This window comes from Candidatus Pelagibacter sp. HIMB1746, from assembly GCF_052047555.1.
In the GTDB taxonomy this organism is placed as follows: domain Bacteria; phylum Pseudomonadota; class Alphaproteobacteria; order Pelagibacterales; family Pelagibacteraceae; genus Pelagibacter.
Genome location: NZ_JBNAJZ010000001.1, coordinates 445,348 through 468,614 on the forward strand (window position 1 = coordinate 445,348; position 23,267 = coordinate 468,614).

Genomic DNA, 23,267 nt, shown 5'->3' on the forward strand with positions numbered 1-23,267 from the left:
TCTTTATAATCTTGTGGAGCTATCTTCCATCCACTCCCAAAGATGTTTAGCAAATGATCTTCTAACAAATAAATTAACAAAATCTTTGTCTTTATTGTGAATAACAACATCTATATGATTTAGCAAAGTTTGTGTTGTCGACCCTTTTTTTTCACGAAATAAGTTAAAATTAAAAGGACATCCCGCAGAAAAAAGTTCATATATTTTATCACCTTTTATCTCTAATTGAACAAATTGGTCAGTTACATCAGTTACTGCTCCTAATGATGTTTTTGAAATATTGTTAAATAATATATCATTTAATTCGTATGTATTGGTTTCTTTGCTAGTAGTCTCATTAGATACAATCATCCATTCATCTGGACTTAACCATATAGCAGTAAGCTTATCACTAGATGAAGATGTATTTGCTTCAGTTGGCAAAATCATATTTAAACTTTTTCCAACATTTGTAAAAAATTCTCTTGTTTTACCTCTTAAATTTAACTTCATTATTGGTGCAATTTCTTTTATGGAAACACCGTTATTATTAATTTCACTATTTATTACTTGATTATAATTAAGCATTTAATCTTTCATTAGTTTGATCAAAAAATACTGGATTTGAAACAGTTACATTAATTGTTTTATCTTCCATAGGAATAAATAGTTTTTTACCCATCATATCTTTACCACCTCTGACAACGGCAAGTGCTATAGATTTATTTAAATTTGGACTAAAGTAACTTGATGTAACATGTCCAAGCATTTCAACGGGGTTTTTATTTAGTTCAGAAACAATTTGTGCTCCTTCCTCTAATACAACTTTAGGGTCATCTGTTAATAATCCCACCAATTGTTTTCTGTCTTCTCTCATAGTATCCGATCTGTATAGAGATCTTTTACCAATAAAATCATATTTCTTTTTACTAACAATCCAATCCATCTGTAAATCTATTGGCGTCATTGTTCCATCTGTATCTTGGCCAACAATAATAAAACCTTTTTCAGCTCTTAATAAGTGCATAGTTTCTGTACCATAAGGAGTAATATTAAATTCTTTACCTGCCTCTATACATTTCTCCCATAGATCTTTTCCATAACTTGCTTGAACATTAATTTCAAAACTTTGTTCACCTGTAAAACTTATTCTCATAATTCTGCAAACAATACTTCCAATTTTTGCTTCTTTAAAAGACATGTGTGGAAAATTTTCATCAGACAAATCTAAATTAGGAATAATTTTTTTAAGAATTTTTTTACTATTAGGGCCACACAAACTTGCTGTTGCAAATTGATCTGTAACTGAAGTTAAATACACATCTAATTCTGGCCATTCAGTTTGAAGGTAATCCTCTAATTTTCCAAGAACATTTGCTGCCCCACCAGTTGTTGTTGTCATTAGATAGTGATTTTCGCCTAATCGTGTGGTAACTCCATCGTCATATACCATACCATCTTCATTTAACATTAAACCATATCTACATTTGCCAATGCCAAGTTTTGACCATGCATTTGTATAAACTCTATTTAAAAACTCTGAGGCATCGCTTCCTTGTATATCAATCTTACCAAGTGTGGACGCATCTAATATTCCTGAACTTTCTCTTGCAGCTTTGCTTTCTCTTTGAACTGCTTGCTGCATAGTTTCTCCATTGATAGGGTAGTACCAAGCTCTTTTCCATTGACCAACATTTTCAAATTCTGCTTTTTGTTCAACATGCCAATCATTCATAGGTGTTCTTCTAAAAATATCAAAAAACTTACCAACATTACGTCCTACAATTGTTCCAAATGTTAAAGGAGTATAAGGAGGTCTAAAAGTAGTCGTTCCAAGTTCTCCCATTTTAACACCTGCTGTATCTGCTATTATTCCCAAAGCATGCATATTTCCTAATTTTCCTTGATCAGTTCCCATTCCAGTTGTTGTATATCTTTTGACATGTTCGATAGATCTGAAACCCTCTCTTAGTGCTAATTTTATATCTTTTGCAGTTGCATCATTTTGATAATCAACAAAAGGCTTAGTTTTGCCTAAAGCTTTATCAGACGGTAATAACCATATATTTCTTTTTGAAATCTCTTGGTCGTTATTAACAGTAATATTTTCAAAATCTGTTTTATTTATATCTAAAAAATCTTTTAGTTTTTCATTTAAGTTTTTAAGTATTTCATCAAGTTTAAAATCACCACAACAAGATCCAACACTTATTTGATCTGAATTATTTTTATTTGGAATAAATATTTTTTTATCCTCATCAAAAGCAAGTTTGCTACCTGACTGAGTATATAGGTGAACAGCCGGAGTCCATCCACCGGCAACCCCTAAACAATCACATGAAATAGAAATTTTATTTCCGGTTACTGAAGTTCCATCATTTGATAATTTCATTATTGAGACATTGTTTAATCTTTTATAACCAGAGGTATCAACAACTGTATGTTCCCAGTATATTTTTACACCTGCATCAATAACTCTTTTTTCTAAATTTGTTTCGGATTGCTTTCTAATATCAACTATTGCTTCAACTTTGATACCTTTATCGTTTAATGAAAGTGCACTTTCATATGCACTGTCATTATTTGTAAAAAATACAATCTTCTTACCACAGGCAACACCATAAAAATCACTGTATTTTTTAATTGCAGAAGAAAGCATTATTCCAGGTCTATCATTATTATTAAATACCATCGGTCTTTCCAAAGCACCTGTTGCCAAAATTACCTTCTTTGCTCTTATTTTAAGTAACCTTTGTCTAATTTTATTTGTCTTATCTTTTTTTTCTAAATGATCTGTTAAGTTCTCTCTTGCTAGCAAATAATTATATTGATGGTATGCAGCAACACTTGTTCTAGTTTTTATTTCTAAATTTTTAATATTTTTAAGTTCTTCAATTTCTTTTTTTAACCATTCAGATGAAATTTTGTTATCAATTTTATTACTTTCATTGTTTTCATAAATAGTTGATCCTCCCAATTCATTTTTTTCATCTAAAAGTAAAGTTTTGTAGTTATTCTTTGCAGCATTTTTAGCTGCTAGAATTCCAGATATACCTGCACCAACAACAAGAACATCACAATGAATATTCCTGTGATCGTAAATGTCAGGATCGTTTGATGTTGGTGATTTCCCCAGTCCTGCTGAGTGTCTTATAAAGTATTCATATTTTTCCCAGAAGCTTGCAGGCCACATAAATGTTTTGTAATAAAATCCTGCAGGAAGTAGGGGGGATAAAAAATTATTTATTCCACCAATATCAAAGTTTACACTTGGCCAGCAATTTTGACTCGATGCCTCCATTCCTTCATATATTTCAACTTCAGTTGCCCTAACATTTGGTTCAGTTCTATTAGTATTGGGATTGATTTGAACAATTGCATTGGGCTCCTCAGAACCTGATGTCATAATACCTCTTGGTCTATGGTATTTAAAACTTCTACCTACTAAATGAACATTATTTGCCAATAAAGCAGAAGCAAGTGTGTCTCCTTTAAATCCATAATAAGTCTTACCATTAAATTTAAACGAAACTCTTGTTGTTTCATCAATATATTGACTAGATTTAACTCTTAAATTTTCTGACATTTATTTTATATCGAAGGGGGTTTTTCTCCCATTTTATAGATTGCTTTAATCTCATCGTTCGCAGTATCTCTAACCATATTAAACCATTTACGACAACCGTGAGCGTGGTTCCATCTTTCATATTGAACACCTTTAATATTTTTTCTCATAAATAAATATTCTGCCCATTCATCATCACTAAGTTCTGTCGGTTGTTTAGGTCTTTCTATATGGGCTTCACCACCAGCTTTAAATTCTTGCTGATCTCTCTCACCACAATATGGACAATTAATAACAAACATTAGTGAGCAACTGCTGCAGCACCATGTTCATCAACAAGGTCTCCACTTACAAATCTATTTAAATTAAATGCTGCATTAAGTTTATGTGGCTCATCATTAGCAATGGTGTGTGCAAACAAATCTCCTGATCCAGGTGTAGCTTTAAAACCTCCTGTACCCCAACCACAATTAAAATAGAGTCCTTTGATAGAAGTTTTACTTAATATTGGACTTGCATCAGGACATATATCTACAATTCCTCCCCATTGTCTTAACATTCTCATACGGCTAAAAATTGGATACAATTCTAAAATAGCATTTAAAGTACCTTCAACTATTTGATGACTTCCTTTTTGAGTATATGAAACATAATCATCTGTTCCAGCGCCAATAACTAATTCACCTTTGTCAGATTGACTTACATAAGCGTGTACAGCGTTTGACATAACAACTGTATCAATTATTGGTTTCACCGGTTCTGACACTAGTGCTTGAAGAGGTTTGCTTTCTAGAGGAAGTCTTATTCCAGCCATATTAGCGATCACACTTGAGTGTCCAGCTGCTACAACTCCAATTTTTTTTGTTTTAATAAATCCTTTTGTTGTTTCTATACCTTCAACACTATCACCATTTCTTTTTATACCTTTTACTTCACAATTTTGAATTATATCAACACCCATTTCATCAGCACCTCTAGCATAACCCCAGGCAACAGCATCATGTCTTGCTGTACCAGCTCTTCTTTGTAACGTACCACCAAGTACCGGATATCTTATATCTTGAGATGTATTTATAATTGGACAAAACTTTTTAACTTCTTCTGTACTCAAGTAAACGGCATCAATGCCATTTAGTCTATTTGCGTGTGTTCTTCTCTTTAAATCTCTTACATCTTGCAAATTGTGAGCAAGATTCATTACACCTCTTTGACTAAACATTACATTGTAATTTAACTCTTGAGATAATCCTTCCCAAATTTTTAGCGCGTGATCATAAAGTCCAGCACTAGCGTCCCATAAATAATTCGATCTAATAATTGTAGTGTTACGACCAGTGTTTCCTCCACCAATCCATCCTTTTTCAACAACAGCAATATTTTTCATATTGTGTTTTTTTGCTAAATAGTACGCTGTCGCTAAACCATGACCACCTCCACCAACTATGACAGCATCATACTCTTTTTTTGGAGTAGGGTCTTTCCATGCTCTTTGCCAATTCTCATGATATGAAAGAGCATTTTTGATTAATGAAAATACTGAGTATTTATTTCCCATAATAATTGAATAATTACTTTATAAATATTGAATTTTCAATAAAATCACTTATTACACAATGTCATACGGAGAGATGGGTGAGAGGCTGAAACCAGTCGTTTGCTAAATGACCGTGCGAGGAAACTTGTACCGAGGGTTCGAATCCCTCTCTCTCCGCCATTAATATAAAGGCTGATCTTTAAAAAAATCTTTCATTACTATTGGTTTTTGTTCCAGTACATATCTGTAAACATTATAATTTTCCAATACACGCTGAACATAGTTTCTAGTTTCTCTAAATTTAATTAGCTCAACCCAATCGACATAATTTATCTGTTTTTTTTGTGGATCCTTATTTAATTTTTTCCAATATTTGACTCTATTTGGACCAGCATTGTATGCAGCTATTGCAAATGGGTAAGCACCATCATATTGCTGAATTAAACCGGCAATATAATGAGATCCTAAATTTATATTGTACTCTGGATCGGTTGTTAATCGAGATTTTGCATAAGGAAGCTTTGCTTGTTTAGCAACTAATTTTGCTGTGTAAGGCATTAATTGCATTAAACCTTTTGCACCCGCATGACTATTTGCTTTTAAATCAAATTCACTTTCTTGTCTTATAATTGATAAAATTAATGCACTTTCAGGAATCTTTCTTCCATTAATGTATTTAGGTGTGCTTATTAATGGATAATTGTATTTGTTGTGAAATCTTTTTTGATAAGAGGCAATTTTTGATACTTGTATTGCAAAATCATATCTACTGATACTTGTAGCAAGTTCAGCAGCTAAAAGTTCACTGCCTTCAGAAACGTTATCATTAGCAAGATGTCTTAAGATGAATTTTGTATACTTGTCTTTATCTAACTCATGTAAAAGATGTGTGATTTTTACTAATTCTTTATTAAAAAAAGCTTTTCTATATTCATCTTCAACCAACATTGTTTTATCAAGTTCAAATTTTCCATTAGGATTAATTTTTAAAAATGCTAGTTGTCCGTAATATGTAGTTAAATATTTTGTAGCCTCTTTATACCATTTTTCCGATTGATCCTTATCTTTTAGTTTTTCATATGATCTACCTAACCAATATGCGCCCCTAGAAACACTTATTGGATAATTAACATTATCAAAAAAGTTTTTAAAATGATCTTTAGCAAGAAGTGGATCATTTAAAAAACTTAGTGCTATCCAACCACTCATCCATTCTGCCTCTGCAAATTCAGACCCTTCAGACATTCCGTGATTGCTACTAATTTTATAAGCTAGTTCAAATTGTTTTTTGTAAATTAACTTTCGAGAAATGATTTCTCTTTCTTTCCACCATTTGTCAGGTCTAACTAAATAATCTTTATCATTTCTTATCTTGAGCAAAATTTCAGTAGAAGACTCCAATCGTCCCTTTTTTCTCCTCCACTTTAAACGATCATAGTTTAATCCAGCATCATTTTTAAATTTGTTTGGAACATTTTTAATTGCTTGATCTACTCCGTATCCCTTGGTCATCAAAATATGTCTTGCAGTATAGAGCAATTCATAGTCTTTAGGTAAATATCTGATTAATCTTTTTAAATCCCAATGATCACTATTCCATGCAAGATGATCAGCTCTTTTAATATAGTCATTTGCATCAAGATATTTTTTATATTTTTTTCTGAAAAACCTTAACTCACTTTTTGATAAATCTGCGGAAATCCATCCATTTTTAATTAGAGCAATACCTTTTGCTTTATCTCCTGATAAAATATGACTTTCACCTAAAATCATCTTACCATATCCACTTAAAGGTTCATTTTTTGAAAACCAATTGATTATTTTTCTTGGAGAAACTTTTTCCGTAGAAAGTTTATGCTCAGCCAAATATCTCAATCTATCTATTCTTGGATAATCTGAATTTTCCTCGATAAAGACTTGGTAATCAAAAAATGACTCTTGATTACCTGTTGTTAATAAATGTCTCCACTTTATAAAATTATATATAGATCTATCTTTAGCTTTTTTTGAGATGTTAATTGCAGATTTCCACTGACCCTTTTGCATTTCGCCAATAGCTTTTTTTGCAATCCCAAAATCTTTTTTATTATAAAATTTAGAAATTTTTACTGTTCCTGAATTGATTAACCCGCTTATAACTGGCTTTTTTTTAGGTAAAAGAAAACTAAGTTTAGTTTCTTTTTTAGTTACCTTTTTCTCAACTTTAACTTTTGACGGTTTTTTTAGAGGTTTGATTGTATTTAATATTATTTTTTTGTTTAATTCTTCAGAGGTTAGCGATGGTTTTTTTAAAGGAACAATCTGTGCCCAACTGAAATTAAAGCTAATCAAGGAAGTTATTATTAAAAATAATAATTTTTTAATCATAATCTTTTGGTATATGAATCTTTAAACTATGTTATAAGTATTTATGTTCAAAGGATCAAATGTTGCTTTAATTACGCCGTTTAAAAACAATCTCTTAGATGAGGAGGCGTATATTAAATTAATACATTTTCATATTGAAAATGGAACTAGTGGGCTTGTACCTGCTGGTACAACAGGAGAATCCCCAACATTAAGTCATGATGAACATCAAAAAGTAATTGATCTCTGCATAAAAGAAAGTAATGGAAAAATTCCAGTTATAGCTGGAACAGGTTCAAATTCTACTGAGGAAGCTATTTCTTTAACTTCACACGCTGAAAAGGCAGGTGCAAATGGTGCTCTAATCGTAACACCTTATTATAATAAACCTACCCAAGAAGGTTTGTACCAGCATTATAAAGCTATAAATGACAAATGCGGGATACCAATAATAATTTACAATATACCAGGTAGATCAGTTATTGATATGAATGTTGATACAATGGCAAGACTGTTCGAGTTAAAAAATATAGTTGGTGTAAAAGATGCCACTGGAGATTTGGATAGGGTTGATCAACAGTTATCAAAAATGGGTAAAGAATTTGTTCAATTGACTGGTAATGATGACAATGCGCTAGAATTTAATAAAAGAGGTGGAGTAGGTGCAATAAGTGTAACAGCAAACATAGCACCAAAACTTTGTTCAGATTTTCAAAAATTTTCTAAATCTGAAAATGATATTGGTGAAGCTGAAAAATTAGATAAAATTTTACAGCCAATTCATCATTCAATGTTTGTTGAAAGTAATCCTAGTCCAGTAAAATATGCTGCTAAATTATTAAATATATGCGAAGATGATGTTAGATTACCTCTGGTAAAAGTTACCGAACAAACTAAGGAAATTGTTAAAAAGTCTCTTCAGTCAGCAAAATTGATTTAATGAACAAAAAAACCAATTCTGGTTTAAAAATAATTTGCTTAAATAGGAAAGCTAGTTTTAATTATTTTTTTGAAGATATTTTAGAAGCAGGAATTGTTCTTAAAGGTTCAGAAATTAAATCAGTAAGAGATGGAAAAGTTAATATAGCAGACTCTTATGCAGTTGAAAAAAATGGAGAAATTATTTTAATTAATTCTCATATTTCACCTTACAAACAAGCAAGTTATTCCAATCATAACCCAACCGATGAAAGAAAGTTGCTACTAAATAAAAGAGAAATAAACAAATTGATTGGAAAAATGCAAAGAGATGGCTTTACTATTGTTCCAACAAAAATGTATTTTAAAAAAGGAAAGGCCAAAATTGAATTAGCAGTTGCTAAAGGAAAGAAGCAATACGATAAAAGAGCAACAAAAAAGAGCAGAGACTGGAACCGTGAAAAGGCAAGATATATCAGAAAATCAAGCTAAAATTGTTTATTTAGGTATTGGCTCTAATTTGGGTGATAGAAAAAAAAATATAGAAATTGCAAAATCTCATTTAAGTGAAAATAATCTGGATTTTTTATCTATATCAAGTTTTTATGAAACACCTTCTTGGCCGGACCCCAAAAAACCTAAATTTTTAAATGTAGTTATTAAGGCAAAGTTTTGTTTTGATCCAGAAAGTCTCCTTAAAATATGTAAGAAAATTGAAATTTTATTAGGAAGAAAAAAAGGTAAAAAAAATGATCCACGTATTTGTGATATTGACATTATTGATTTTAATAAAAAGGTTTTAAAAGTAAAAAACAAATTAACTTTGCCTCATAAACTTATGCATAAAAGAAATTTTGTACTTATTCCTTTTTTTGAAATTCAAAAAGAATGGCATCATCCAATTATTAAAAAAGATCTTAAAAGCTTGATTTCTTCACTCTCTGAAGCAGACATTAGGTCTATTAAACAAATTTAAATTAATGTTATAATAGGGTTATGCTAAATTCTAATGAACTAATTAATAAAGTTAAAAATTATAATAAATTTTTAAATCCTGAAAAATTAGATAAAGCTTATAATTTTGCTGTAAAGGCCCATAAGAGTCAAAAGAGAGCTTCCGGTGATCCTTACTCTGTACATCCAATTGAGGTTGCAAATATTTTAACAGAATTAAAATTAGACAGTGCTACAATTGCTACTGGGTTATTGCATGATACTATTGAAGATACCTTTGCAACTTATGAAACAATAAAAGCTGAATTTGGTGATGAGGTTGCTGACCTAGTAGATGGTGTCACTAAAATATCTGTTTTTGAAAATACAGCCGGATCAAATTCTAAAGTAGAAAACTTTAGAAAGTTAATTTTAGCAACATCAAAAGATATAAGAGTTTTGTTGGTAAAAATTGCAGACAGATTGCACAACATGAGAACGATTAAAGCAATCACTAAAGCGGAAAAAAGACAAAGGATTGCTCAAGAAACAATGGAAATTTACGCTCCATTGGCAGACAGAATGGGTATGCACAGAATACGTGATGAGCTCGAAGATTTATCATTTGAAATTTTAAATTATGATGCAAGAAAATTAATTAAAAAAAGACTTGATGAAATAAAATTAGATAGAAAAGATATTTTTGAAGAACAATCATTTGAACTTAGTGAAATATTGAATGATCAAGAAATAAATGCTGAAATATATGGAAGAGAAAAAACTCCATTTTCAATATGGAGAAAAGTTCAAAAAAAAAGAGTTTCTTTAGAACAGATAACAGACATAATTGGCTTTAGAATTATACTAGATACTATTGATGACTGTTATAAAACTCTTGGTATATTTCATAAGAAGTGGAACTGTATTCCTGGCAAATTTAAAGATTACATCTCTTCTCCTAAAATAAATGGATATAAGTCAATTCACACTTCAGTAATTGGCTCAAATAAAAAGCCTATAGAGATTCAAATTAGAACAAAAGAAATGCATGACTTTGCACAAAGAGGTGTTGCATCGCATTGGCAGTATAAATCTTCTGAAAAATTCAATTCATTAAGTTGGAAAGAGTATGATTGGTTAAAAGATTTAGTTGAGATTATTGAAAAAAACGAAAATCCTGAGGACTCTTATGAGTATACAAAGCTTCAAATGTTTCAGGAAAATGTCTTTTGCTTCACACCAAAAGGATCTGTAATTAAATTACCAAAAGATGCAACAGCAATCGATTTTGCTTATGCTGTTCACACTAAAATTGGTAATTCTGCAATTGGATGTGAAGTAAATGGAAATAACAGTGAATTACAAACAATATTAAGAAATGGTGATAGGGTTAACATTCTCACATCTAAAAATAGTTCACCATCTTTGCATTGGATACCTTCTACCAAAACAGGTAAAGCAAGAGCTGCTATTAGAAGATATTGGCATGATAAAGGTGAACAAAAAGAGGAAAAAACAAAAAAATATAACACTACACTTTGGATTTCATTGCCTGATAAACCTGGTCAACTTGGCGATATAAGTTCTTTAATTGGAAGTCATAAACTTAACATTTCTAATTTAGAGATGGCGGGTAAAAATCCAAACTATATTAATTTTAAATTTAGATTAATAATCAGAAATCTTAAGAATTTTACAAATTTTATTGCAGAGCTAAAGCAAAAAGGTATAAAATTTAAGATAATTAGACACGAAGAAAAAAGAAATGCTTTCACTCAAAAAATCCTTAAATATTTTAAAAAAGACTGATGCGTTATTAGAAGGACATTTTGTTTTATCCTCAGGACTACACTCTCCAAAGTATATTCAATGTGCTAAACTTTTAAGCTTTCCTTATTTAGCTGAAAAAATTTGCAAATCACTAGCAAATAAAATTAAAAAAAATTTTAAAAAAATAGATTTAATACTCGCTCCTGCTATGGGTGGTGTAATAATAGGTTATGAAATTGGTAAAATTTTAAAAAAAGAAACAATTTTTTGTGAAAGGGTGAATGGAAAATTTACTCTCAGAAGAGGTTTTAGTATAAAAAAAGGAGCAAGAGTTTTAATTATAGAAGATGTTATTACGACAGGTAAATCTAGTTTGGAATGCGTAAAACTTATTAAAAAATCAAATGCAAGACTTGTTGGATTTGCTTCAATAATTGACAGATCAACAAAAAAATCTCTGAAAATAAAAAATAAAATTGTTTCTCATTTAAAAATAGATGTGCCTAGCTACAACCTTAAAAATATACCTAAATCTTTAAAATCAATTCCCATTACTACTCCAGGAAGTAGATTTATTAAGTGAAAAGACTAGGCGTAAATATAGATCACATTGCAACACTGCGTAATGCACGTGGTGAAAAACATCCCAATCCTGTTTTTGCAGCAAAAGAAGTTATAAAGTTGGGTGCAGACTCAGTAACTATTCATTTAAGAGAAGATAGAAGGCACATAAATGATTTAGATACTAAAGAGATTTGTGCTTTAAATAAAGTGTTAGTGAATCTCGAAGTCTCAATGAATAGTGAAATAATTAAAAAAGCTTTAAAATATAAACCAAATTACATTTGTATTGTTCCAGAAAATAGAAAAGAAATAACTACAGAAGGTGGTTTAAATCTAAAAGACAATTATAAAAAATTAAAAGAAATAATTTTTAAATTTAAAAAGTCAAATATTAGAACCAGTTTATTTATCAACCCCAATTTAAATGATATTAAACTTTCAAAAAAATTAAATGTTGATTGTGTTGAAATTCATACTGGAAAACTAGCTAATTATGTTAAGTCGCATAAAAATTTTTCAGGCGAATTAAATAGAATTAAAAAAAGCTCAAAACTTGCATCTAAATTAGATATAGAAGTACATGCAGGTCATGGATTAGATTACAAAACTACTAAAATTTTAACAAAAATTAAAGAAATAGAGGAATTTAACATAGGACATTTTATTATTGGAGAGGCGATATTTTATGGTCTAACCAAAGTAATTAAAGATTTTAAAAAAATTATTAAAAATTAATGAAAATTTTAGGTATTGGAATTGATATAATTGAAAATAAAAGAATTAAAGAAGCTATAAAAAGTAAATCTTTTATTAATCGAGTTTATAGTGTTAGAGAACAAAGACAATCAAACTTAATAAAGAATAAAGTGGCTTTTTTTTCAAAAAGATTTGCAGCAAAAGAGGCATTTTCAAAAGCTTTGGGTACCGGATTTAGAATGAAATTGAACTTTAAGGATATAGAAGTAGTTAACGATAAAATGGGTAAACCAAATTATGTTACAAACAAAAAAATCACCAAAATGATCCAAAATAAATTTAAAATTAAAAAATATAATTGTTTTCTATCCATTTCTGATGAAAAAAAATATTCAACAGCATTTGCTATTATTCAATCATAATGAAACTAGATAAAAACTTTTTTTCAGAAAATATAAAAACTTTATTTTATGCTTTGATAATTGCAGTAATAATTAGATCACTTTTAGTGCAACCTTTTTATATACCTTCTTCTTCAATGGAACCCACATTACTTGTAGGTGACAGATTATTTGTTACGAAATATTCATATGGGTATAGTAAACATTCTTTCCCTTTTAGTCCGCCAATACTTAGTAAAAGAATAATGTTTAAAAGTCCTGAAAGAGGGGATGTAATTGTATTTAAAACACCAGCTGACAATAGAACAGATTATATAAAACGTTTAATTGGGCTCCCAGGAGATAAAATCCAGTTTATTGATGCCAATTTATATTTAAATAGTAGCGAAATACTTAAATCTAAAATCCCACTTAAAACTAAAATTTATTGTGGTGACACAACAATAGATGTCTTAAAGTTTGAGGAAAAATTACCTAACGGTAAAAAATTTCATACAGTTTATTTAAAAAATTATACCTATCAAAATTCAGATGTTTTTACAGTTCCAGATGATCATTATTTTTTTTTGGGTGATAATAGAGATTGTTCTAAGGATAGCAGATTTCTTTCAAGTGTTGGTTATGTTCATAAAGATAACCTGGTTGGTAAGGCTCAATTTATTTTTTTTTCATCTGATAAAAAAATAGGAAGTTTTATTGAATTTTGGAAATGGCATAAATCTATAAGATTTAAAAGAACCTTTAATGTTATTAATTAATGAAAATAAAGCATCAAGAACTAGAAAAAAAAATAAATATAGTTTTTAAAAACAAAAATTTATTAGACCAATCTCTTACTCATAAAAGTTTTAATTCCTCTAAAAATAATGAGAAAATTGAATTTTTAGGTGATCGTGTACTAGGACTGGTCATGGCTAAAAAATTATTAGAAATTTATCCCAATGAAAAAGAGGGAATACTTGATAAGAAATTTGCTTCACTTGTTAATAAAAAATCTTGTCTTGAAATTGCAAAATCAATTAATTTAGAAAAATATATTAAAACTTTTAATCCAAGAAATAAAAAAATAAAAATTGAAGATAAAATTATTGCAGATAGTTGTGAAGCTTTAATAGGAGCAATTTATCTCGATAAAGGCTTTAATATTGTTGAAAAATTTATTTTAAAGCAGTGGGAAGCAAAAATTAGCGATAGTGTTGTTACCGAAATTGATGCCAAAACCAAGTTACAAGAACAAACATTAAAAAAATTTAAAAGTCTTCCTAAATATAAATTAATCTCAAATACTGGTCCAAGACACAAACCTGTATTTAAAGTAGGAGTAAAATTACCCAATACAAAATACTTTATTGGCATTGGCAATTCCAAAAAAAATGCCGAGCAAAGTGCAGCTACAGAGTGTTTAAATAGTTTCAATAAATAATATGAATTGGTCTGATGAAGGTTTTTTGATAAGCAAAAATAGATATAACGAAAACTCCTTAATTGTAGAAATTTTCACCAAAGAAAAAGGTAAAGTATCAGGCATCATATTTGGTGGAACATCAAAAAAAATTAAAAATTATCTGCAAATAGGAAATAAGTTGCATGTTAATTATAATTCAAAAAATGAGAATAGGATTGGCTATTTTAAAGTTGAAATTTTAAATGCTTACAGTCCTTTGTATTTTGATGATAGACAAAAATTATCATGCTTAACTTCTGCAATGAATTTGATTAAAATTTTAACAGCAGACGCACAATCAAATGAAAAAGTTTTTTTCATAATTCAGAATTTTTTTTTAATTTTACAAGATAAAAATTGGTTAAAAAAATATATTTTTTGGGAATTAGAATTACTCAAAATATTAGGTTATGATTTAGAATTAGAAAACTTAGTAGAGAAAGATACTGAAAATAACGAAACTGTTTACTATGTTTCATCATCAAATGAAAAAAAATATGTTCCAAACTTTCTTATTGAAAAAGATAAAGAGGTTGAAGATATTAAAATTTTACTAAAAGGTTTGAAGTTAGTTAATGATTATCTAGATAAAACAATTTTAAAACCAAATAATATTAATTTTCCAAACAATAGATTGTTATTTCTAAATACTTTAAGGTGATTACTTTATTATTTTGTCAATTCGATCAGCGTAATAACTCACAATCGCATTTGCACCAGCTCTTTTAAAAGACACTAAACTTTCATACACTGCATCTTTATTTACAAGGTTTTTATTAATAGCATTTTCTATTAGACTGTACTCACCAGATACTTGATATGCAAAAACTGGGATTTTGAATTTTTCTTTAATTGATTTAATTATATCTAAATATGGCATTCCTGGTTTAACCATAACCATATCAGCTCCTTCTTTTATATCTAAAGCAACTTCTCTCAATGCTTCATCAGAATTTCTAAAATCCATTTGATATGTTTTTTTATCTCCTTTTAATGAACTTTTTGACCCGACGGCATCCCTAAAGGGACCATAAAAGCTGGATGCATATTTTGCTGCATAAGATAAAATCTGAACTTCTTGGAAATTGTTTTGATCGATTGCTTTTCTAATTTTACCAATCCTACCATCCATCATATCTGATGGAGCTAAAACATCACAACCCATTTCAGCTTGAAGTAAAGATTGGTTTATTAAAACTTTAATTGTTTCATCATTTAAAATTTTATTAGATTTGATTAATCCGTCATGTCCATGAGAGGTATAAGGATCTAATGCAACATCACACATAATTCCAATTTGATTTTTGTATTTTTTTTTAATCATTCTTGATGCTCTACAAACAAGATTATTTTCATTGAGCGCTTCTGATCCTAGTTCATTTTTTAATGACTTTTTTGTGTTTGGGAAAAGGGCAACCATCGGAATTCCTTTGCTTATCGCTTTATCAATAATTTGACCGATTCTATCCACTGAATACCTGTAGACGCCAGGCATTGATTTTATATGTTGTTTTTTATTTACTCCATCAATAAGAAAAATTGGAAGAATAAAATCATTAGGACTTAGGGTATTTTCCTGTATTAGTTTTCTAGTCCAAGAAGATTTTCTGTTTCTTCTTAATCTTAGGCTTGGATATTTTCCTACAATCATGTTTAAATTTACTTTATTAATGCGACAAATGTATTATACAAATAACTCTTAAATTAAGTACAAAACCATTTTTATGAGCATTGATAACACAAAAGTTGTAAACCTAAACCTAAAAAAAGAAGAAAGAGTTTTAGATTTTAGCGATTTTCAAAAACAAAACTTGAAATTTGATATAAACAAACTTCAAGAGGCCTATAACCAAATTATTAAGACAAAAAAATTCGAAGATGCTGGAATAACACACTTTGGAGCAATTTCATTAACTCAAATTCCTGGTGATCCTGACTCAATCAAAGGCAATAAAGCTAGAGGTGTTTACTGGACTAAACCTGATAAAACTGGACAAGAGGTTTCTAGAGATGTTGAAATTGATGAAGCAGCTTATTCTGAATTTATAAAAGATTATGAGAACACTTATTTTAAAGAAGTTTATGATGTTTTATCAAGCAAATACAAATTGGGTAGAGTAAGAATTTTGCTAAAAGAACCAAGATCAACTTTAAGTTGGCATAGAGATCCAGAACCAAGATTGCACATTCCAATTATAACTAATCCTGGATGCTTAATGGTTATAGATAATGTTGCAAAACATATGCCAGCAGATGGTTCTGTGTGGGTGACTAATAACACAAAATATCATAATGCATTTAATGGTGGTGAAGAAAATAGAGTCCACCTTGTTGCTTGTGTGCTAGATTATAAATTCAATTAATTTGAAAAAGATATTTATCTCATCAGACCACGCTGGTTTTAAACTTAAAGAAGCAATTAAAATTTATTTAGAAAAGAAAAAAATTAATTTCCAAGATTTTGGTCCCTCAAATGAGAATAGCGTTGATTACCCAGATTACGCACATAAAGTTGCAAGAAAAGTAAATTCATCAAAAAAAAATATTGGTATTTTGGTATGTGGATCAGGAACTGGAATGAATATTGCGGCAAATAAACATAAAAATGTTAGAGCCGCTCAATGCTTTAATGAAAAATCGACTAAATTATCTAGATTGCATAATGATGCAAATATCATTACATTGGGTTCTAGATTACTAACTAAAAAAAATGCATTAAAATTTATTAGCATTTTTTTAAATACAAAGTTCGAAGGTGGGAGACACTTAAAAAGAGTAAAAAAAATATAATTGATTATGTCTAGTGAAAAAAGTTATTTAAACGATAGTTATAAGAGTTTCTTTGAAGATGGTTTGTCTAGCAAGGACCCTGAATTATATAAAGCTATAAAAGACGAACTCTTAAGACAACAACAACATATAGAACTAATTGCATCAGAAAATATAGTTTCACAAGCAGTTCTTGAAGCTCAAGGATCAGTTTTAACTAATAAGTATGCCGAAGGATATCCTGGAAAAAGATACTATAATGGTTGCGAACATGTAGATGTTGCAGAAAGTCTTGCAATTGAGAGATTAAAAAAATTATTTAATTGTAAATATGCAAATGCACAACCGCACTCTGGAGCACAAGCAAATGGAGCTGTATTTTTAGCTTTATTAAATCCTGGAGATACATTTATGGGAATGAGTTTAAATTCAGGTGGACACATAACACACGGATTGAAAATATCTATGTCAGGTAAATGGTTTAACGCTATAGGTTATGACGTTGATAAAGAGTCTGAGCTTATTGATTATGATAATGTTGAAAGACTTGCTTTAGAACACAAGCCTAAATTAATAATAGCAGGTGGGAGTGCTTATTCTCGAGTAATAGATTTTAAAAGATTTAGAGAAATAGCTGATAAAGTAGGAGCCTATTTAATGGTTGATATGGCACATTTCTCAGGACTTGTGGCTGGTAAAGGTTATCCAAATCCATGTGATTATGCTCATGTTGTAACCTCAACTACACATAAAGTTTTTAGAAGTGCAAGAGGTGGAATAATTCTATCTAATGACGAGGAGCTTGGTAAAAAATTTAACACAGCTGTTTTCCCTGGTTATCAAGGTGGACCTTTGATGCATATTATTGCTGCTAAAGCTGCTGGTTTTCTAGAAGCTCTTCAACCAGATTTTCAAGATTATATAAAATCTGTTTTAGCTAATGCAAAAATCTTAGCCGAAACTTTAAAAAACAATGGATTTAAAATTTATTCAGATGGAACTGATACTCATTTAATGCTTGTTGATTTAAGACCTTTTAATGTTAAAGGAAATCTTGCAGCGGAAAGTCTATCAAGAGCTAACATTACATGTAATAAAAATGGAATACCTTTTGATACAGAGAAGCCAATGATTACATCGGGAATTAGATTGGGTACTCAAGCTGCTACTACACGTGGGTTTGGATTAAATGAATTTAAAACTGTAGGTGAATTGATAACAAAAACTATTAAAGGTTTATCTGAAAATCCTGATGATAACAGCAAAGTTGAAAACGAAGTAAGAAATGAAGTTATTAATTTAACTTCATCATTTCCAATATATAAAAATTTATAAATAATGATTTGTCCTTGTAAAAAAAAAGGTGATACATCAGTTGTAGATTCTAGACCAACTGAAGATGGAACTGCAATCAGAAGAAGACGATTATGTATATGTGGTGAAAGGTTTACTACCTTTGAAAGAATTCAATTTAGAGAATTAATGGTTGTTAAAAAAAATGGGAGAAAATCTTCCTTTGACAGAGATAAATTATCTAAATCAATCTATATAGCATTAAAAAAGAGACCAATTGATACTGAAACTGCAGAAAAATTTATAAGTAAAATCTCAAGATCATTAGAAGAACTTGGACAAACAGAAATATCAACAAGTACAATTGGAACAATGGTTATGGAAGGATTAAAAGAGCTTGATCCTGTAGCATATGTGCGTTTTGCTTCTGTTTATAGAAATTTTAGAGAAGAAAAAGACTTTGTGCAATTCGTGGACAGATTAGATGTCTACAAAAAAAGATAATTTTACCAGTAAAGATAAACAATTCATGCAAATTGCCCTTAATTTGGCAATTGCTCGCGAAGGTTTAACCGGCACAAATCCATCTGTTGGATGTGTAATTGTTAAAAATAATAAAATTATATCTATAGGACAGACTTCACATGATGGAAGACCTCATGCTGAACGAAATGCGATTAAAGATTCTATAGAAAATGTTTCTGGCTCAAAGATGTATGTCACACTAGAACCGTGTTGTCATAAAGGAAAAACACCACCTTGTACAAATTTAATAATTAAATCAAAAATATCAGAAGTTATTTACTCAATTTCTGATATTGACGTGCGTGTTAGCGGCAAATCTTTTAAAGTTCTAAAATCAAGTAAAATAAAAGTTGGAAAAAACCTTTTAAAAAAAGATGTCAGTCGGTTTTACTATCCTTATTTTTTTAACAGAAAAAACCAAATACCTTTTGTTACAGGTAAAATTGCAGTTTCAAAGAACAATTTAATTTATAGTAAAGAAAAGCAAAAAATTACTAATATTTATTCTGATAAATTTTCACATTTTTTAAGATACAAAAATGATACGATACTAATTTCATACAAAACCTTAAATAAGGATAATCCAAAACTTAATTGTAGACTTAAAAACAAAAATAATTTTTCACCTATAAGAGTTATTTTAGATAATAAGCTAAACTCTAATCCAAACTCTTACTTAATAAAATCTGCAACTAAAATAAAAACAATTATTTTTTATAATGAAGCAGCAAAATCAAAAATCTTATTATTTAAGTCTAAAAAAGTTTTATTAATCAAATCTAAAATTAATAAAAATAAAGAATTCAAATTAAAAGAAATATTAAAAAAACTTTATTTTTTAGGAAGTAGAAATTTATTGGTTGAAGGTGGAGATAAACTTACAAAATCATTCATAAATGATAAAATTTTTAATAAATTTTATTTATTTAAAAGTTCAAATAATTTATCTAAAAATACAGAATTTGTTAAATTTAACAGTTTTAATACTTTAAAATCAAAATATAGATATAAGTCAAAATTAAATCTGAAATTAAAAAAAGATAAAATAGAATTATATAAAAATTATGTTTAACGGAATTATATATAACCAAGGCACTGTCAAAAGAATTACTAAAAGACCAAAAGGCATCAATATATTTGTTAAAAGTAACTTAAAGGTTTCATCAAAAGATATGGGATTGTCAGTAGCGTGTGATGGGGTATGTCTCACATTAATTTCGTATAAGGCAAAAATAATGGAGTTTTATTTATCTAATGAAACTTTAATTAGGTCCAAATTTAAATTTCTCAAAACAAATGATGTTTTGAATTTAGAATTACCTTTGAAATATGGAACTAAAATTTCTGGCCATATTTGTCAGGGTCATGTGGATACGGTTGGAATAGTTAATAGTATTAATAAAATAGATAAATCATATCTTTTTGATTTTGAGATACCAAAAAAAGAAAGAAAACATTTAATAGAGAAGGCGTCAATATGTGTAAATGGCATCTCTCTTACAATTTCAAAAATTACAAAAAAAGGTTTTCAAATTTGGATTATTCCCCATACTTATAAAGAGACCAATTTATCTACTTTAAAAAAATCTAGTTTGGTAAATATTGAGATTGATATCTTGTCTAAATATGTAAGAAATTATTTTAATGACAAAAAATAATTTTGCATCAATAGAAACTATTATCAGCATTGCCAGAAAAGGTGGAATGTTCATTTTAGTTGATGATGAAAAAAGAGAAAATGAAGGCGATTTAGTAATATCCACATCAGATACTAATTCAAAAAATATAAATTTTATGGCCAAGTATGGCAGAGGTTTAATTTGTTTAGCTCTAGATAGTGTTCAGGCAAAAAAATTAAACCTTTCATTAATGTCACCAATTAATCAATCAAGAAATAAAACTGCATTTACCATTTCTATCGAAGCTAAAAAGGGAATTACAACTGGAATTTCAGCGAAGGATAGAGCCAAAACAATTAAAGTTGCTTCAAAGAAAAATGCTAACAAAAATGAAATTGTATCTCCAGGTCATGTTTTTCCAATAATAGCAAAAGATGGAGGTGTACTTGTTAGAGCTGGACATACAGAAGCTTCAGTTGATATCTCAAAATTAGCAAAAAAAAATAATTCAGCTGTTATTTGTGAAATTATGAACGAAGATGGAACAATGGCCAAAGGTATCGATTTATTTAATTTTGCAAATAAGCATAAACTTAAAATAGGTAAGATTGAAGATTTGATTGCTTATAGACTTAAAAAAGAAAAATTAATTAAATTAAAAAAACAAAGCTCCATAATTGTAAAAGATCAAAAGTATAATATTCGAATTTATGAAAATTTAATTGATGGTGCAGAACATTTTGCTTTAATTAAAGGAAAAATAAAAAAGGGTATTACCCCAAGGGTAAGAGTGATCTCCTCAAATGTAGTTCAAAATTATTTAATTAATCAACAATTACCAAACTCATTTAACAAAACTTTGAATTATTTTAAAAAATATAACAATTGTGTATTAATCTTTATTAAAGACTCTAATTTAAAATCTGTAACACAAACTCTAAAAGATTATAAAAATAAAGATTTTTATAAAAAGGGTAATGATAAATTAATAAGAAATTACGGAATTGGAGCTCAAATTATAAAAGATTTGAAAATTAAAAATATGATATTAATCACAAAATCTCCAAAAAAAGTTATTGGTTTAGATGGTTATGGTATAAAAATTACTAAACAGGAATTGATATAATGAAGAAAAAAATTTTGATTGTTATAGCTGATTATTACAAAGATATTGCAGATGGACTACTTAAAAGTGCTTTAAAATTAATCTCAAAAAAAAATAATATAAAAGTCATTAATGTTCCGGGAGCTTTTGAAATCCCAGTAACTATTTCAAAAAACATAAATAAGCATGATGCTTTTTTAGCTTTAGGCTGTGTTATTAAGGGTCAAACTCCTCACTTTGATTTTATTTCTCAAGCAGCAACTAATGGTATTATGGAATTATCAATTTCAAGTAAAAAACCAATTGGGAATGGAATAATTACTTGTTTGAATATGTCTCAAGCTAAAGCGAGAAAGAAAAAAGGTGCGGAAGCAGCTGAAGCAGTAATTTCTGTTCTATCTCAAAAATGAGAACACATTTTAATCCAAAAAATAATCCTAGAGTTATAATAATTCAAAAACTCTATGGTAAATTTTATAACGAAGATGATGAATTACAGTTTCCAAAACACAGATTTAAAAAATTTATTAAAGATATTGTACTAGGAACTATCGAAAGAAATGATCTAATTATAGATGAATTAAAAAATAAATTAGGTGATGAATTTGTCTTTGAAAATTTAGATAAGGTTTTTCAAACTATTTTAAAAGCTGCTACATACGAATTAATGTACAAACCTAATTTATCCTTAAACATAATTATTAAAGAGTATTTAAATTCATCAAATTATTTCTTAGAAAATTCACAAACTAAGTACCTAAATGCTTTGCTTGATAATGTTGGAAAAAAATTAAGAACAAATGCATGAATTTGAATTAATAAATAATTATTTTTCTAATATTTCTAAAAAAAATAAAGCTGCTTTAAATTTAAACGATGATGTTTTTTTTGATAAAAAAAAAGGATTAGTTATTTCTGTAGATACATACAACATAGGTACACATTTTATAGATTTTAAAAAACCAGATTTAGTTATTAAAAAAATTTTAAGATCATCAATTTCTGATTTAATCTGTAAAGGAGTTAATCCAAAATATTATTTTATTGCAGGATCGGGAAACAAAAACAACTTTACAAAAAATAATCTAAAAAAAATATCTAATTCTTTAAGGGAAGAACAGAAAAAATATGATTTATTATTAGGAGGAGGAGATACAACTTTTTCCAATAAACTTAGCTTTACAATAACTTCAGTTGGATATTCAAAAAAAATAATCTACAGAAATCAATCTAATGTAAATAATGATATATATGTTACAGGAAATTTGGGTGATAGTTTTATTGGACTTCAAGTTTTAAAAAATAAAATTAAGTTGAGTAAATCTAAAATGAAGTATTTTATAAATAAATATTATATGCCCGATATCCAAAATAAGTTTTCTAAAAATTTAATCTCTCTAGCAACTAGTTCTATGGATATATCTGATGGTTTAATCACAGACTTGAATAAATTAATAAACAAGCAAAATGTCTCTTATAAAATTTATGAAAAATTTATTCCTGTATCAAGAAATCTTAACCAGTTAATCAATAGTAGGAATTTAAAAAAAATTAATTTAGTTTCTAATGGAGATGATTATCAAATTTTATTCACTGCCAAACCAAAAAATGCCAGAATCATAAATAAATTAAGTAAATCTCTTGGTGTAAAAATTTCTAAAATAGGAACTATTTTATCTGGTAGAAACAGGTCTTTAATTTTAGATCAAAAAGGTAGAGAAATCGCCAATAATACAGGTGGTTATATCCATCAATTTTGAAGTTAATTATTGTCTTTTTTGACTTTTTTTGTATTGTCCGGGCTTA

Annotated in this window: 26 protein-coding genes and 1 tRNA gene; 21 read left to right on the top strand and 6 right to left on the bottom strand. The window is 28.6% G+C overall.

Annotated features, from left to right (window positions below; all coding sequences use genetic code 11):
* Window positions 1-3 precede the first annotated feature (3 nt).
* From ACTTBM_RS02490 to ACTTBM_RS02505, 4 genes are read right to left on the bottom strand one after another with little or no spacing between them, the layout of a single operon-like run.
* Entirely contained in the window at window positions 4-567 is a 564-nt protein-coding gene (locus ACTTBM_RS02490; RefSeq protein ID WP_440634572.1) for a sarcosine oxidase subunit gamma, read from the bottom strand.
* Window positions 560-3,565, bottom strand: coding sequence for a sarcosine oxidase subunit alpha family protein (locus ACTTBM_RS02495; RefSeq protein ID WP_440634573.1), 3,006 nt, complete (start codon window positions 3,563-3,565; stop codon window positions 560-562). Before ACTTBM_RS02495 ends, ACTTBM_RS02490 begins: the two co-directional genes overlap by 8 nt.
* Before the next feature lie 5 nt (window positions 3,566-3,570).
* Complete coding sequence (locus ACTTBM_RS02500; RefSeq protein ID WP_440634574.1) at window positions 3,571-3,846, bottom strand: sarcosine oxidase subunit delta; 276 nt, start codon at window positions 3,844-3,846, stop codon at window positions 3,571-3,573.
* Window positions 3,846-5,099 carry a sarcosine oxidase subunit beta family protein gene (locus ACTTBM_RS02505; protein ID WP_440634575.1) on the bottom strand — a complete coding sequence of 418 codons (1,254 nt, stop codon included), beginning with the start codon at window positions 5,097-5,099 and terminating at the stop codon, window positions 3,846-3,848. The genes ACTTBM_RS02500 and ACTTBM_RS02505 overlap by 1 nt, the downstream gene beginning before the upstream one ends.
* A 67-nt stretch (window positions 5,100-5,166) precedes the next feature.
* On the opposite strand from ACTTBM_RS02505, the gene ACTTBM_RS02510 reads away from it, so the two are divergent.
* Window positions 5,167-5,258, top strand: a tRNA-Ser gene (locus ACTTBM_RS02510).
* Here the strand turns inward: ACTTBM_RS02510 and ACTTBM_RS02515 are convergent.
* The gene (locus tag ACTTBM_RS02515) at window positions 5,259-7,445 is read right to left on the bottom strand and encodes a lytic transglycosylase domain-containing protein (RefSeq protein ID WP_440634576.1); all 2,187 of its coding nucleotides are present in this window, start codon (window positions 7,443-7,445) and stop codon (window positions 5,259-5,261) included.
* A 43-nt stretch (window positions 7,446-7,488) separates the two neighbouring features.
* Between ACTTBM_RS02515 and dapA the strand changes: the two genes are divergently transcribed.
* From dapA to recO, 10 genes are read left to right on the top strand one after another with little or no spacing between them, the layout of a single operon-like run.
* Window positions 7,489-8,364, top strand: a complete 876-nt coding sequence (dapA, locus tag ACTTBM_RS02520) for a 4-hydroxy-tetrahydrodipicolinate synthase (protein WP_440634577.1) — start codon at window positions 7,489-7,491, stop codon at window positions 8,362-8,364.
* Window positions 8,364-8,834 (top strand): SsrA-binding protein SmpB, encoded by a 471-nt coding sequence (gene smpB / locus ACTTBM_RS02525; protein ID WP_075506759.1) that lies wholly within the window; start codon window positions 8,364-8,366, stop codon window positions 8,832-8,834. Before dapA ends, smpB begins: the two co-directional genes overlap by 1 nt.
* Window positions 8,800-9,318 carry a 2-amino-4-hydroxy-6-hydroxymethyldihydropteridine diphosphokinase gene (gene folK, locus ACTTBM_RS02530; RefSeq protein ID WP_440634578.1) on the top strand — a complete coding sequence of 173 codons (519 nt, stop codon included), beginning with the start codon at window positions 8,800-8,802 and terminating at the stop codon, window positions 9,316-9,318. Before smpB ends, folK begins: the two co-directional genes overlap by 35 nt.
* Window positions 9,319-9,338: 20 nt before the next feature.
* Window positions 9,339-11,084 carry a RelA/SpoT family protein gene (locus ACTTBM_RS02535; protein ID WP_440634579.1) on the top strand — a complete coding sequence of 582 codons (1,746 nt, stop codon included), beginning with the start codon at window positions 9,339-9,341 and terminating at the stop codon, window positions 11,082-11,084.
* Entirely contained in the window at window positions 11,041-11,628 is a 588-nt protein-coding gene (gene pyrE / locus ACTTBM_RS02540; RefSeq protein WP_075506756.1) for an orotate phosphoribosyltransferase, read from the top strand. Before ACTTBM_RS02535 ends, pyrE begins: the two co-directional genes overlap by 44 nt.
* Window positions 11,625-12,344, top strand: coding sequence for a pyridoxine 5'-phosphate synthase (locus ACTTBM_RS02545; protein ID WP_440634580.1), 720 nt, complete (start codon window positions 11,625-11,627; stop codon window positions 12,342-12,344). The genes pyrE and ACTTBM_RS02545 overlap by 4 nt, the downstream gene beginning before the upstream one ends.
* Window positions 12,344-12,727 carry a holo-ACP synthase gene (gene acpS / locus ACTTBM_RS02550; protein ID WP_440634581.1) on the top strand — a complete coding sequence of 128 codons (384 nt, stop codon included), beginning with the start codon at window positions 12,344-12,346 and terminating at the stop codon, window positions 12,725-12,727. The genes ACTTBM_RS02545 and acpS overlap by 1 nt, the downstream gene beginning before the upstream one ends.
* Window positions 12,727-13,464: a signal peptidase I gene (gene lepB / locus ACTTBM_RS02555; RefSeq protein ID WP_440634582.1), complete on the top strand. Its 738-nt coding sequence runs from the start codon at window positions 12,727-12,729 to the stop codon at window positions 13,462-13,464. The genes acpS and lepB overlap by 1 nt, the downstream gene beginning before the upstream one ends.
* Window positions 13,464-14,129 (top strand): ribonuclease III, encoded by a 666-nt coding sequence (gene rnc / locus ACTTBM_RS02560; protein ID WP_440634583.1) that lies wholly within the window; start codon window positions 13,464-13,466, stop codon window positions 14,127-14,129. Before lepB ends, rnc begins: the two co-directional genes overlap by 1 nt.
* Window position 14,130: 1 nt before the next feature.
* Complete coding sequence (recO, locus tag ACTTBM_RS02565) at window positions 14,131-14,811, top strand: DNA repair protein RecO (RefSeq protein ID WP_075506751.1); 681 nt, start codon at window positions 14,131-14,133, stop codon at window positions 14,809-14,811.
* Here the strand turns inward: recO and hemB are convergent, their stop codons facing one another.
* Window positions 14,812-15,801 carry a porphobilinogen synthase gene (hemB, locus tag ACTTBM_RS02570; RefSeq protein WP_440634584.1) on the bottom strand — a complete coding sequence of 330 codons (990 nt, stop codon included), beginning with the start codon at window positions 15,799-15,801 and terminating at the stop codon, window positions 14,812-14,814. It abuts the gene before it with no gap.
* 73 nt (window positions 15,802-15,874) lie between these two features.
* Here hemB and ACTTBM_RS02575 point away from each other — a divergent pair, with 73 nt between their 5' ends.
* Genes ACTTBM_RS02575 through thiL form a run of 10 tightly spaced genes read left to right on the top strand, consistent with a single transcriptional unit; the run spans window position 15,875 to window position 23,221 of the window.
* Complete coding sequence (locus tag ACTTBM_RS02575; RefSeq protein WP_440634585.1) at window positions 15,875-16,513, top strand: aspartyl/asparaginyl beta-hydroxylase domain-containing protein; 639 nt, start codon at window positions 15,875-15,877, stop codon at window positions 16,511-16,513.
* Window position 16,514: 1 nt separating this feature from the next.
* Window positions 16,515-16,940 (top strand): ribose 5-phosphate isomerase B, encoded by a 426-nt coding sequence (gene rpiB, locus ACTTBM_RS02580; RefSeq protein ID WP_075506748.1) that lies wholly within the window; start codon window positions 16,515-16,517, stop codon window positions 16,938-16,940.
* A gap of 6 nt (window positions 16,941-16,946) precedes the next feature.
* Window positions 16,947-18,254: a serine hydroxymethyltransferase gene (gene glyA / locus ACTTBM_RS02585; RefSeq protein ID WP_075506747.1), complete on the top strand. Its 1,308-nt coding sequence runs from the start codon at window positions 16,947-16,949 to the stop codon at window positions 18,252-18,254.
* Between the two features lie 3 nt (window positions 18,255-18,257).
* A complete protein-coding gene (gene nrdR, locus ACTTBM_RS02590) occupies window positions 18,258-18,716 on the top strand; it encodes a transcriptional regulator NrdR (protein WP_440634586.1) in 459 nt (152 codons plus the stop codon).
* On the top strand, window positions 18,697-19,809 hold the full coding sequence (gene ribD, locus ACTTBM_RS02595) for a bifunctional diaminohydroxyphosphoribosylaminopyrimidine deaminase/5-amino-6-(5-phosphoribosylamino)uracil reductase RibD (RefSeq protein WP_440634587.1): 1,113 nt from the start codon (window positions 18,697-18,699) through the stop codon (window positions 19,807-19,809). The genes nrdR and ribD overlap by 20 nt, the downstream gene beginning before the upstream one ends.
* Complete coding sequence (locus ACTTBM_RS02600; protein ID WP_440634588.1) at window positions 19,802-20,395, top strand: riboflavin synthase; 594 nt, start codon at window positions 19,802-19,804, stop codon at window positions 20,393-20,395. The genes ribD and ACTTBM_RS02600 overlap by 8 nt, the downstream gene beginning before the upstream one ends.
* Window positions 20,382-21,482, top strand: coding sequence for a 3,4-dihydroxy-2-butanone-4-phosphate synthase (gene ribB / locus ACTTBM_RS02605; protein ID WP_440634589.1), 1,101 nt, complete (start codon window positions 20,382-20,384; stop codon window positions 21,480-21,482). The genes ACTTBM_RS02600 and ribB overlap by 14 nt, the downstream gene beginning before the upstream one ends.
* Entirely contained in the window at window positions 21,482-21,871 is a 390-nt protein-coding gene (gene ribH, locus ACTTBM_RS02610) for a 6,7-dimethyl-8-ribityllumazine synthase (protein WP_075506742.1), read from the top strand. Before ribB ends, ribH begins: the two co-directional genes overlap by 1 nt.
* Window positions 21,868-22,269 carry a transcription antitermination factor NusB gene (locus ACTTBM_RS02615; protein ID WP_262589163.1) on the top strand — a complete coding sequence of 134 codons (402 nt, stop codon included), beginning with the start codon at window positions 21,868-21,870 and terminating at the stop codon, window positions 22,267-22,269. Before ribH ends, ACTTBM_RS02615 begins: the two co-directional genes overlap by 4 nt.
* On the top strand, window positions 22,262-23,221 hold the full coding sequence (gene thiL, locus ACTTBM_RS02620) for a thiamine-phosphate kinase (RefSeq protein WP_440634590.1): 960 nt from the start codon (window positions 22,262-22,264) through the stop codon (window positions 23,219-23,221). Before ACTTBM_RS02615 ends, thiL begins: the two co-directional genes overlap by 8 nt.
* Window positions 23,222-23,267 lie beyond the last annotated feature (46 nt).